This window comes from Methylovorus sp. MM2, assembly GCF_001648895.1.
Classification (GTDB): domain Bacteria; phylum Pseudomonadota; class Gammaproteobacteria; order Burkholderiales; family Methylophilaceae; genus MM1.
The window spans coordinates 228,657-240,579 of the sequence record NZ_LXUF01000001.1; the positions used below are offsets into that span (position 1 = coordinate 228,657).

General features: G+C 45.2%; 10 protein-coding genes. 2 read left to right on the top strand and 8 right to left on the bottom strand.

Going from position 1 to position 11,923, the window contains the following annotated elements:
* Positions 1-17: 17 nt before the first annotated feature.
* From A7981_RS00970 to A7981_RS00990, 4 genes are all read right to left on the bottom strand, one after another.
* Positions 18-737 (bottom strand): hypothetical protein, encoded by a 720-nt coding sequence (locus tag A7981_RS00970; protein WP_067262749.1) that lies wholly within the window; start codon positions 735-737, stop codon positions 18-20.
* A 506-nt stretch (positions 738-1,243) separates the two neighbouring features.
* Complete coding sequence (locus A7981_RS00980) at positions 1,244-1,492, bottom strand: hypothetical protein (RefSeq protein WP_067262755.1); 249 nt, start codon at positions 1,490-1,492, stop codon at positions 1,244-1,246.
* Positions 1,493-1,798: 306 nt separating this feature from the next.
* Positions 1,799-2,506 carry an NrdJb gene (locus A7981_RS00985; protein ID WP_067262758.1) on the bottom strand — a complete coding sequence of 236 codons (708 nt, stop codon included), beginning with the start codon at positions 2,504-2,506 and terminating at the stop codon, positions 1,799-1,801.
* Positions 2,507-2,581: 75 nt separating this feature from the next.
* Positions 2,582-4,735 carry an adenosylcobalamin-dependent ribonucleoside-diphosphate reductase gene (locus A7981_RS00990; RefSeq protein ID WP_067262761.1) on the bottom strand — a complete coding sequence of 718 codons (2,154 nt, stop codon included), beginning with the start codon at positions 4,733-4,735 and terminating at the stop codon, positions 2,582-2,584.
* 305 nt (positions 4,736-5,040) lie between these two features.
* Between A7981_RS00990 and waaA the strand changes: the two genes are divergently transcribed.
* The gene (waaA, locus tag A7981_RS00995) at positions 5,041-6,339 is read left to right on the top strand and encodes a lipid IV(A) 3-deoxy-D-manno-octulosonic acid transferase (protein WP_067262765.1); all 1,299 of its coding nucleotides are present in this window, start codon (positions 5,041-5,043) and stop codon (positions 6,337-6,339) included.
* An 83-nt stretch (positions 6,340-6,422) separates the two neighbouring features.
* On the top strand, positions 6,423-7,886 hold the full coding sequence (locus A7981_RS01000) for a rhomboid family intramembrane serine protease (protein WP_067262768.1): 1,464 nt from the start codon (positions 6,423-6,425) through the stop codon (positions 7,884-7,886).
* On the opposite strand, the gene A7981_RS01005 is transcribed toward A7981_RS01000, so the two are convergent.
* From A7981_RS01005 to A7981_RS01020, 4 genes are all read right to left on the bottom strand, one after another.
* Complete coding sequence (locus A7981_RS01005) at positions 7,883-9,193, bottom strand: tol-pal system YbgF family protein (protein ID WP_067262772.1); 1,311 nt, start codon at positions 9,191-9,193, stop codon at positions 7,883-7,885. The genes A7981_RS01000 and A7981_RS01005 overlap by 4 nt on opposite strands.
* A gap of 16 nt (positions 9,194-9,209) precedes the next feature.
* Positions 9,210-9,767, bottom strand: coding sequence for an isochorismatase family protein (locus tag A7981_RS01010; protein WP_067262775.1), 558 nt, complete (start codon positions 9,765-9,767; stop codon positions 9,210-9,212).
* Complete coding sequence (locus A7981_RS01015) at positions 9,764-11,113, bottom strand: TolC family outer membrane protein (protein ID WP_067262779.1); 1,350 nt, start codon at positions 11,111-11,113, stop codon at positions 9,764-9,766. Before A7981_RS01015 ends, A7981_RS01010 begins: the two co-directional genes overlap by 4 nt.
* A gap of 105 nt (positions 11,114-11,218) precedes the next feature.
* The gene (locus A7981_RS01020; RefSeq protein ID WP_067262782.1) at positions 11,219-11,878 is read right to left on the bottom strand and encodes a protein-L-isoaspartate O-methyltransferase; all 660 of its coding nucleotides are present in this window, start codon (positions 11,876-11,878) and stop codon (positions 11,219-11,221) included.
* Positions 11,879-11,923 lie beyond the last annotated feature (45 nt).

Sequence of the window (11,923 nt, forward strand, 5' to 3'; positions counted from 1 at the left end):
TTATAACCTTCTTGATTTTATCGTGAAACGTGGGAGTCTTCAGTCATGTTCCATTGGTCGATATATTTTGATATTTGGCTATCTATTTCTTTCCAATGACTAAAATGTTTTGCATGGGCTCTCCAAGTAATTTCTAATCCACCATATTTTTTTGTGAAATAAGTGGTTTGCATTATTGGGAATTTGGCATTAACCGAATATGGGGGCATATAGACTCTTAAAGGAATATATTCGTCCAGTGAGGCATCGCGCATTCCATAACAAATTTGAATTGGTCCCATATCTTTATCAAAAGGCTTTTCGTCGTAACACCTCAATCCATACTTATCTTCGAATTTAGATGGGTCAATGACACCGTATTTTTGTAAGCGATAGAATTGATTTGGTGGGTAAGAGCCCGGCGCACCAGGTTCAGTGCTGGCGCCTGATGCAGGTTCAATTGAAAGAACTTTAATTTCATTTTCGTCAAATTCATTTAGAAAATTGTCTGCTGTGTATCCTTGAAAATTGGGCATGAACATAGAAAAACCTAATGCTATAACCAATGGCACGCTAGCCGGCCTGGATTCCGACAATATTATTTCTGGGTGATCCTTTAGTATCCAGAATGCAGTAAATTGAGCAGGTATCTTGAAAACAAGATTATTTTCTAAACGAATCCAGTAAGGTTTTCCTGTCCAGGATTTTTGGAAATCATTTTCAGAGGTATTTAATTTGTGTGAGTTACTGCCTGTCATGGTGGTATTAAACTCTTGAGTTTTATCGCATGAAATAAGAAGTATTGTCGAAATCAGAATGCACAATACTGAAGTTTTTTTTAATGACATTTTTATCTTTAGGATTTAGTTAATTCTTTTGCTGTGGAACGAAGGCAATCAAAGATTGCGCCCATAATTTATGGTAAACATTCGATTATGGCAGTGAATGAAAGATGGCGGCTTAATAAAGCCCACAGACGAGTTAAACAACATTTCCCCTTTACAACATCAAACTTATAATTAAATTTTTATAAATTTTCTATTGATAAAATACAATTTAATAAAAAAAATAGCAATTTTTCTTAAATTAGAATATTCACTTACCTGCCCATCCATATGTAATTGAAGGCTACCCAGTGAGTGCGCGATACCTAACAGCCTTTGAAGTGACATATTCGTCAACGATTCGTATGGCATCCCGTAATCGTGTTCTATTGACCACAGCCTAGATCGCTTTTTGGAATTCCAGTGACTCTCCGGTCTATTCATCTGGATATCTGCGCCACAAGCACACTTGAGTAGGTGTGCCGGGTGCCTGTAGAAGTTTGAGTATAGTCACTATCAAGTAGGATATCAGCGTCACCTCCAGCCAGTAATCGGCCATCACCACTTAGACTAACAGTCTCTATTGCAAGGTTTTGTCCAGCTGAAATGATGCCATTAACATTAGTGATATCTTGCGCATTGAGGGTATTGTGAGTAGATGCTGCGATCGTCCCTGTATTTTCTAACAACCCATCAACTGTGACCGTGACTTCACCGACACTAGCACCAATAGTGCCCGCATTACGTACACCTAGTCCCTTAATAGAGTGCCAATTAAGTGATATTCAGACGATAAAAAAGGCACCTCAAGGGTACCTTTTTATTAGTAAAACTGCGTGAGTTTCACGTTATGCTTAATTTATTTTTATAACTTACTGATTCTTATAAAAGCGTGGTTTCATTATATGAGGCTATAGTTTCTCTTTATGCCTACGGAGTTTCACTATATGGAATTCCCTACACAATAAAAAAGGAGCCGAAGCTCCTTTTTTAATTTAACCGCATTTACTTTCGCCGCAATTTAGACACGTAAGGCACCCATCCATGATGATGGCTGCTTTGGTGCTACATTTATTGCATAACTGCGCCCCTGGTGGAAAGCCTTCCGCGTTTTTAGTATCACCCGCATGTTTTTCCATGTACTCGGCGCGTTTTTCTGCGATGAGTTTCTTTTGGTGCTGATCAGGCTCAGGTTTTTTAAGCATGCCGATTTCTTGCAAATGCTGTTCAACCACTTCACCAATCTCGGCAACCAAGCTAGGAATGTATTTGCCACCTTTTTTGAAGTAGCCACCACTGGGGTCGAATACGCTATGTAGTTCTTCTACCAAGAATGTTACATCCCCACCTTTACGGAACACGGCAGACATCACGCGTGTAAGGGCGACTATCCATTGGAAGTGATCCATATTTTTGGAGTTGATGAATATCTCGAACGGGCGGCGATGTTCTTGCGGCGTGCCTTCATTCATGATGACATCGTTGATGGTGATATAGAGTGCGTGCTCAGTCACCGGGGTTTTTACCTTGTAGGTATTACCCATGAGTTTCTCTGGGCGGCTTAGTGCTTCACCAAGCTGGATGATATCGGCAAGCTTTTGTTCCGTTGCTTTTTTTTCAGCTGCGACTTCTTCAGCTTTTGCCTTATCTTCTTCTGTGATCACGTTGTAGCCAGTGATCTTCTTTTCAATTTTAATTGCCATGTTGTTCTCCTAATGCGTCATTTTCCTGCCATGAGGGTGACGTCTGAGCAGCGGACGCTTAATCCGCTTGCTCAATTAAAACTTGCCGTAGTAGCCTTCTTTTAAAGCGTCATACAGGTTGGCCGCAGAATGAAGTTCGCCATCATATTCAATCTCTTCATTGCCTTTAGCTTCAATCACCGTGCCATCATCAAGTGTGAACTTGTAGGTGGTGTTCTCTAGGTCTTTTTCAGTGACCAATACGCCTTGGAAGGCCTCTGGGTTGAAACGGAAGGTTGTGCAACCCTTTAGACCTTTATCGTATGCATAGAGGTAGATGTTCTTGAAATCCTCATAGTCATAGTCAGTAGGTACATTGATGGTCTTCGAGATGGAGCTATCGATCCATTTTTGTGCTGCAGCTTGAATATCTACGTGTGCTTTAGCTTGAATAGTAGATGAATCCAAGAAGTAGTCAGGCAATTGCTCTTCTTCTTTATCTGAGAATGGCATCGCATTGGCATTCACAAGCTCACGATATGCAAGCAGCTCATAAGAATAGACATCGACTTTCTCTTTTGATTTCTTGCCTTCGCGAATCACATTACGTGCGTAGTGGTGCGCGAATGAAGGTTCGATACCATTGCTCGCGTTATTTGCTAGCGATAGAGAGATCGTGCCTGTCGGGGCGATCGAGCTATGGTGACTGAAACGTACGCCTTTCTTGGCAATCTGCTTGCGTAGCGAATCCGGGAACTGCTGCATGTAGCGGCTGTATAAGCCCATCAGCACTTTACCTTTGACTTTGTCGCCCAGCTTGATGCCGTCTTTTGCCATTTCAGGGCGCTTTACCAGCATGTCGGCCGTGACTTCAAACTCTTCGTCCATGATCGGTGCAGGGCCTTTTTCTTCAGCTAACTGCACGCCGATTTCCCAACCGACTGTCGCCATCACTTTGGTGACTTCTTCAGTGAACTTGAGTGACTCTTCTTCACCATATTTCAGTTTGAGCATGGTTAAAGTGGAGCCCAGACCCAAGTAGCCCATGCCGTGACGGCGTTTACGTGCGATCTCTGCACGTTGCTGCTCTAGCGGCAGGCCATTCACCTCGACCACGTTATCCAGCATACGGGTGAATGTGGCAACGACTTCACTATATTCATCCCAATCGAAACGGGCATTATCAGTGAATGGGTCGCGCACGAATTTGGTCAGGTTGACTGAACCAAGTAAGCAAGCGCCATAAGGTGGTAATGGTTGCTCGCCGCATGGATTGGTCGCGCGAATGTTTTCGCAGAACCAGTTATTGTTCATTTCGTTTACGCGGTCAATCAGGATAAAGCCCGGCTCAGCGAAATCGTAGGTGGATGACATGATGACATCCCACAGACGCTGCGCGCGTATGGTTTTATAAACGCGGCAAGCGACTTTGCCATCGGATTCGCGCGTCAGGTATTTACCTTTGACTGGCCATTCGCGCCATACCACTTGGGACTCGTCTGATAATTCTAGGTTATCGACGGTCGCCTCTTTTGAGGTGACAGGGAAAGCTAGTTTCCAATCGGTATCGGCTTTTACCGCTTCCATGAACTCTTTAGTAATCAGGCATGAAAGATTGAATTGGCGTAAACGACCAGCTTCGCGCTTTGCCTTGATGAAGTCAGTCACATCAGGGTGCGAAATATCGAAAGTCGCCATTTGAGCACCACGACGACCACCAGCAGATGATACGGTAAAGCACATCTTGTCATAGATATCCATGAATGACAGGGGGCCGCTTGTGTAAGCACCAGCGCCCGCTACAAAAGCACCTTTAGGGCGTAATGTAGAGAACTCATAACCGATACCGCAACCAGCTTTCAGTGTCAGGCCAGCTTCATGCACTTTATTCAGGATGCCATCCATGCTGTCTTCAACGATGCCGGAGACCGTGCAATTGATCGTGCTGGTGGCTGGTTTGTGCTCTTGGGCGCCGGCGTTGGATGTGATACGTCCAGCAGGGATAGCGCCACGGCGTAATGCCCATAGGAATTTTTCGTACCAGATAGAACGTTTTTCTTCGGTCTCTTCAGCGTCTGCCAATGCACGTGCTACGCGCACATAGGTATCATCAATGTTTTCATCGATAAATTTACCTTGCTTGGTCTTAAGACGATATTTTTTATCCCAAATATCCAATGAGACAGATTGCATAGGTACTTCCTGAATATCGTTATTCGCTTCTTTTAAAGCTTTGACGGCTTTAAGCATAGGGCGATCCCTTCCTGATTATTTTTATTGGGTGACTATTAAGTCTGAATTTTCAAAACTGGCAAAAATCACGGTGCACCACAAGATGTTGTGCTTGGATGCAAAATTATTCCATTTGGTAGTGTTGGTCAAGAAATTTTTTTGGTGCGCGTGCGCCATTTTGGAGCCCGAATTTGGGGCATTTTTTCAAATCAGCCTGTGCGCTTCGATTAGCGGCTAGGTGAGTCCTTGCTAACAAAATAAAAAATAAACATTTGGACATTTTCTACTGATTTGTGCATGCGTTTATGTGAGAAAATCTAGCTATGCCACGTTATTTATATACTCTGGTTTTATATCTGCTTGTTCCTTTTGCCCCAATCCGGCTTTTATGGAGAGGATTGCGGCAACCAGCCTACCGCCAACACTGGGCAGAGCGGTTCGGTTTTTACAAAACTATCCCTAGCCAACCTATCATCTGGCTACATTGTGTCTCTGTGGGTGAGACGCGCGCAGCAACACCGCTGATCGAACTATTGCAACAAAGATATCCAGATCACCAGGTATTGATCACCCATGCAACGCCGACTGGTCGGGAAACGGGAGAGCAGATTTTTGGAGATCAAGTGCTACGCGCTTATCTGCCTTACGATTTGCCAGGTGCGGTTAAGCGGTTTCTTAATCACTATAAGCCTGTGGTGGGATTGTTAATGGAAACGGAGCTTTGGTTTAACCTGATTGCTGCATGTAAGGCGCGTGACCTTCCGCTATTGCTGGTGAATGCGCGTCTCTCGCAGAAATCTGCACATGGCTATGCCCAAGTGTCGCGTTTGACTGAAAGCGCATTACACGGCCTTGTCGCTATCGCAGCCCAAACGGATATGGATGCCGAACGGTTGCAGAATCTTGGGGCGAAGAATATATCTGTTATGGGTAACCTGAAGTTTGATGTTGACCCTCCAACGGATGCTGTTGAAAAAGGGGAACAGCTACGCAGCCTATTGGGAAGAAATCGTCCGGTATTTTTAGCGGCGAGTACCCGTGAGGGGGAAGAAACGCTGATTCTCGATGCAGTTGCTGCACTACATATCCCTAATCTTTTAACCATTATCGTGCCACGCCACCCGCAAAGGTTTGAAGAAGTCGTCGCGTTGTTCAAGAAACGTGGTGTGGTCTATGAGCGGAAATCAGGATTAGGCGATGCGGAGGTATCGTCTTCAACAACGGCATTGCTTGGAGATTCAATGGGGGAGATGTTCACCTATTATGCCGCATGTGATGTGGCATTTATCGGCGGTAGTCTTTTGCCCTTGGGCGGCCAGAATCTGATTGAAGCCTGCACGATGAGCAAACCAGTATTGGTTGGCCCACATACGTTTAATTTTACGGCTGCCACTGAACAGGCGATTGCCGCCAGAGCTGCTTGGCGGGTAAAGAATACCGATGACCTCGTCGCTGCATTGCAACGACTATTTGATGATGCAGAGTTGCGCCAGAATATGGGTTGGGCCGCTTTAGGGTTTAGCCAGAGTGCGGGTGGCGCAGCACATCGCATTGCGGATTTGGTCGGACAGTATCTTCCGCATACGTATAACGCGAGCGCCAGTGAAGAAAGCGCTAAGTAAGCTTTCTCTATTAATCTATGGCAGTAAATCGCTGGGCATGCAGTGAATTAATCGAGGTTTGATTTTTAGGGGAATACAAATCGATGTTTATTATCCCAGTTGGTAACAGGGTGGATTGGAAACGACCGCCTGTCGTGACACTGCTGCTGATATTGATTAATTGTTTTGTGTTCTTCGCATTGCAAGGTAGTGATGATCGAAATGATGAGAAAGCCATGCAATATTATTTCTCATCTGATCTGCCGAAATGGGAGCTTGATCGATATACCCAATACCTGAAAAAAGAAAAAGCCCGCGTCACGCCTGAGCAGTTCGAATACTTGCTTCAAGAACAAGATACAACAACGCTTCTTATCTTGGAAAACGATGATAAGTTTATGCATGAATTACATGCAGGGCATATCGTAACGCCGCAAGCACCTGAATACCGGGAGTGGACTAAACAGCGGAATCACTATGAATCCCTAAGGTCTTTTACCAGTCGTTACGTTTACCACGCCGATGATCCCGACCCACTCAAGGCTTTCGTCTCGGCATTCATGCATGGCAGTTTCGATCATCTGCTCGGTAATATGGTGGTGCTGTTCTTGATTGGATTCTTGGTCGAGTCTGTGATTGGTAAAGCATTATTCACATTCGCATATATCAGTACCGCTTACGCAGCGGCTTATATGTATGGCTTGACGGCCGAACCTGGGTCTAGCGCTTTAGGTGCATCTGGCGCGATTGCTGGCGTGATGGGGTTATATACGGTTATTTTTGGCTTACGGAAGATTGATTTTTTCTATTCGCTGGGATTCTATTTTGACTACGTGCGCGCGCCTGCGATTGTGCTTTTACCACTTTGGCTGGGTAACGAGCTTTATCAATATTGGACAGATGACGAGGCGCATATAGCCTATATGGCACACTTCGGCGGCCTGTTAGGGGGTGCAGTCATTGGCGCCTTGTATCGTGTATTCAGGCCAGCCTTGATCAAAGAGCATCATCAAGCTGTAGATGGTAAAGAGATGGATGCCAAAGAGTTTCAACGCGGTATGGATTATTTGGGCGCCATGGAATTTCAGAAAGCACTGACTGTTTTTAAGGCATTACAAGTAAAGCATCCACGCGATATGAACATCATGCGGCTTGTGTATCGTGCTGCAAAATCTAATCCTGCAAGTGACGATTATCATCAGGCAGCATTCAATCTGCTTACATTGCCAGATATGGATGATGCTACCTCCAGCCAAACCCATGCAATATTTAAAGAGTATCTGAGTGCAGCTAAGCCTTCACCTAGAGTAAGTCAGGAGGTGGCAATCACACTAGCAAAACGATTTGCTGCTGATGGCCATCTTATGGATGCCGAGAAACTCGCTAATATGCTGCAGCGGAGTAAACCTCAACATGTAGCATTGCCCTCAGTCTTGCTGGCCTTAGCACGCGGCTATTATCGTGAGCAGCAAAAAGATAAATTCGAGACGATTTTGCAATCGCTTATTGACCAATTTCCCCAATCCCAAGATGCAGAAGTTGCAAGAGGCATGTTGCGAGTAGTCTAGCCGATGCTAGCTAGCTTATTGATCACTTGCATATATTGTTTTGCCTCAGTGGCAATTGGGTGTTCAGGGAATTTCGTTTGCAACGCTTGGAGTATCTGCATGGCCTCTTTGTACTTGCGAAAATGCTCGCACAATATTTGCGCCGAGAGTAAGTAGATTGCAGGTATCTGCGGATGGCTGGGGTATCGTTTATCAAACCGCCGCATCAGATTAAGTGCTAGTTTGTGTCGTTTAGCGACATTCGCCGCAGTGGCAAGTTCATGTACCTGATATGAATCATTGGGCTGAAAATCAGGGTCCAGTTCCAAACATTGCTCACATAGATCCAGCGCCTGGAATATACGTTTTTCATTGACGAGTTTGGTGATGAATTCACGCGCATGGTGTAATGCGGCCGCAGGCTTGTCTGCTGCTAATAAGAGCTTATGGTAGCGCTCATGCAGGTCGTTATTTTGCCATTGGGTGCGAATACTCTCTCGCAAGAGGTCGATAGCCTCTTCCTGTTGCCCATTGGCAATGAGCATTGTGAGTTTTGAAACTAATGGGTCAATCGCTTTTTTCCCCGGCGAAAGTTTGGCTTCCGCTTTTTCAAAGCTCACTGCTGCGGTGAGTCCAAGCTCTTCATGATATTGATAGAGTACATATCCCATCATGTGATAGGTAATCAGCGCAAAATAGAAACTGATGAAGTACAGCGCTGGTAACACTAACCATGAATCCAGACTTTCACTGAAAAACTCTTGTAGCCATTCTCCGCTACCGCTCAGGCTCATCAGAATAAAACACAATGCCAAGTATGGGGAGCCTATCGTTTTTATAAAAAACAGTATTTTTGCTGGATTCAGTGCTTCAAGAAGACTTCTCGTCGCCGCGATGATCATGACACCTGCTGGTGCTAACACGATCATGAGCAGCAATCCTGAGATATAACCTATTTCTGGACCAAATATAATGACAGCGAGTGCGGTGATTAAGCCGAGGATGATAAATAATATGAATTGACGAACGACTTGCCCGGTGTTGCCTACATTGCTATCCATCCTATCGGTAGGCTCATCGAATCTGCCATTGGCGGTGTGCTCTGTAACTAGAAATGCATATTTCAGAAATGGAAGCCACAGAACAAGGCTGATTATTGCCCCAAAATCACCAAGTAAAAATGCTAGAACGCCACCGATGCATGAGTACCCGATGATGCGGATCATCGCGCCTACCTGTAGTGGGTATTCGAAAAAACTTGGCAACCTGCGCCAGAATGGTGTGAAGGTTTTTGGCGTGCGAGATGAAAAATGCGTAGCGTTAGCCATGGTGGTTGCCGGCGTGTTAACGCACTAAGCGGCTTATTTGTTTGAACGCATCACCTTCTGCGGCGCGTAGCCATTCAAATACGATAGACTCTGTATTACTCACGATCACACCTGCCTGTTTTAACCTTTCGAGTGCATTTTTTTTATGTGAAGGGTCGCGTGAAATGATCGCATCTTCTGCGACGAATACTTGTTTACCTTGCTGATGCAAGCCTAACGCTGTTTGCAAAATGCAGATATGCGCCTCCATACCTGCCAATATGATTTGTGGTTTATCACCTGTTAACTGGCGATTAAATTTTGGCTCATCACAACATGAAAAGCTGATCTTTTCAATGCTAGAGGTTTTTGATAACAGAGGCGTAAGCTCCGCTAAAGTGGTGCCTAAGCCTTTAGGGTACTGCTCGGTATAAAGTGTCGAAACATCTAGTAGCGTAGCCACTTGTATCAGGATGCCGGTATTTCTTACTACCTTTTGCATTTCCTCGGCGATCATTGCTTCAGCAAGGCGGATTTGCATGTCGACCACAATGAGCTGGCTCAGATTACTTTTTGCCGTGAGCGGTATATTCATGGTTGAGTAGGCGCATTGACTAATTGCTGGTTGATGCTTACAAGATCCAGATCATTCAGTAAGCCGCTGGCAGACTTAAGCTTTAAAGCACTGAGCAAATAGGTGTAGCGTGATTGAAGTAAGTCACGTTTAGCACTGAATAATTGCTGTTGCGCATTCAGAACATCAACGCTGTTACGCACACCAACATCGTATCCCAGGTTTGTCGAATCAAGCTGGCTTTGACTGGATATGAGCGCTTGTTCATAGGCTTTGACTTGAGAGATGCTACTGGTGAGATTCAGGTAGGCTTGCTGTGTATCCAACTCAGCTTTGCGCCTTGCCGTTTCTACGTCATCTTGAGCTTTTTGTTTGTTGGCGACGGCTTCACGTACTTTAGAGTTGATCGCGCCGCCTTGATATAGGGGGATCTGTAGTTGTAAGCCAATGGTTGTGTTTTGCAGGTCACTACCAAATCCATTCGGGCTGCCGCCTGCGCGGGTATCGTTATAATTGCCTACGGCATCCAATGTCGGCAGATGGCCTGCATTCTGGCGGTCTACCTCTTTTGTCGCAATCTGCAATGCTTCTTGTTGGATATTTAAGGCAAGATTATTTTGTTCCGCAATTTCTACCCATTGCTGCATCGCACGTGGTTCTGGCAGCTCTGTTTTGATGTCGGCTTTCGCTGTGGCAAGTGCTTGCGGTAACTGACCGATTATCGATTGTATCGTCCGCTTCTTAATTTCCAGATCATTGATCGTGGCAATTTCTTGCGCCGTAGTTAAGTCAAATTTGGCTTGTGCTTCATTCACATCTGTAATGGTTGCGGTACCCACATCGAAATTGGCTTGCGCCTGTTCCAACTGGCGTGAAATTGCACTTTTCTGGGCATTGATCAGGTCGATTTTGTCTTGTGCCAGTAGCACATCAAAATAGGCTTGTGCCGTTCGCAGGATTAAATCCTGCTGGGCTAGGATAAGTTGTTTATCAGCTTGCGAGACCTGTATTTTAGATTGTTGGTATTGCAGGTAATTCTGCATGCGGAAGATGGGCTGGCTGACATTGACTCCGTAGCCAAATGTTTCATAAGACTCGCGCCCACCATTCCTGAAGACTGAGTTGTTGATATATCGAATATCGCTATCTGAATGACTGGCATTCGTGCTGAATGTCGCTGTTGGCAAATAGAGTGCTTTGCCTTGCGCTACTTTTTCCTGTGCAGCGAGATTACCACTGCGGGCAGATGCCCACACAGGGTCATTGCTTAAAGCCAGTTGATAAATATCCAGCAGGTTCTGTGCATTCTCTGCCTGTACGTTTGACCACAGCATGACCAACGCAATCGTGAGCACTTTTTTATACATAGGAATTTCTGATGGTTATCCTGCTGTTATTAGATTTTTTGCAGTATGGTTAATGATGGCTGAGTAAAACTTAATCTACCTAATTTTATAGTGTTTAGCCATCCACTAAAAACTGAAGCGCTCTGGTTGAGGGGCTTGGTTAAGTGTGGGTAGCGAAGTCTCAAATAACATATCACGTTTAAAGTGCTCAGCAGAAATACGCCGAATCATCATGGCTTCCATGACCGGTGCTTCTCCAGTCACTACGAACATGCGACCAGCGATGGCCAAGTTTTCTTGCGCATTTGCCGGGAAGACTGGCAGTGAACCGCCAAATACGATCACATCGTATGGCCCATGTGCTGCCCACCCATCAGTACCGTTACCAACTTCTAGCGTGACGTTTGAAATGCTATGCGCAGCTAAATTGTTTTTTGCAGTCAGATGTAGTTGAGGAATGATTTCGATACTATGTACATGGTTTGCCATTGCTGCGAGTAGTGCAGTCAGGTAGCCATTGCCCGTGCCGATTTCTAAGACTTTGTCTGATGGTTGGATATCCAATGCTTGCAGAATGCGACCTTCCATTTTTGGGGAAAGCATGCTCTGACCATATCCGATGGGAATCTCCAGATCAGCGAATGCCAGGCCGGTATATTGCGGTGGCACAAAAGCTTCACGTGGTACCGTTTTTAAAAGGTCTAATACACGGCTATCCAGCACCTCCCAAGTGCGAATTTGCTGCTCGATCATATTGAAGCGGGCTAGTTCTATATCTGTGTGCATAGTCGTGATCCACAAGGCATGTGAGTATTGGGCGATTATAGCGGA

Excerpts from the sequence above, each read along its gene's own strand:
- A7981_RS01005 (WP_067262772.1), bottom strand. The coding sequence starts at position 9,193 with ATGGCTAACGCTACGCATTTTTCATCTCGCACGCCAAAAACCTTCACA.
- A7981_RS01010 (WP_067262775.1), bottom strand. The coding sequence starts at position 9,767 with ATGAATATACCGCTCACGGCAAAAAGTAATCTGAGCCAGCTCATTGTG.
- A7981_RS01000 (WP_067262768.1), top strand. The coding sequence starts at position 6,423 with ATGTTTATTATCCCAGTTGGTAACAGGGTGGATTGGAAACGACCGCCT.
- A7981_RS01020 (WP_067262782.1), bottom strand. The coding sequence starts at position 11,878 with ATGCACACAGATATAGAACTAGCCCGCTTCAATATGATCGAGCAGCAA.
- A7981_RS00985 (WP_067262758.1), bottom strand. The coding sequence starts at position 2,506 with ATGGCAATTAAAATTGAAAAGAAGATCACTGGCTACAACGTGATCACA.
- waaA (WP_067262765.1), top strand. The coding sequence starts at position 5,041 with ATGCCACGTTATTTATATACTCTGGTTTTATATCTGCTTGTTCCTTTT.
- A7981_RS00990 (WP_067262761.1), bottom strand. The coding sequence starts at position 4,735 with ATGCTTAAAGCCGTCAAAGCTTTAAAAGAAGCGAATAACGATATTCAG.
- A7981_RS00970 (WP_067262749.1), bottom strand. The coding sequence starts at position 737 with ATGACAGGCAGTAACTCACACAAATTAAATACCTCTGAAAATGATTTC.
- A7981_RS01015 (WP_067262779.1), bottom strand. The coding sequence starts at position 11,113 with ATGTATAAAAAAGTGCTCACGATTGCGTTGGTCATGCTGTGGTCAAAC.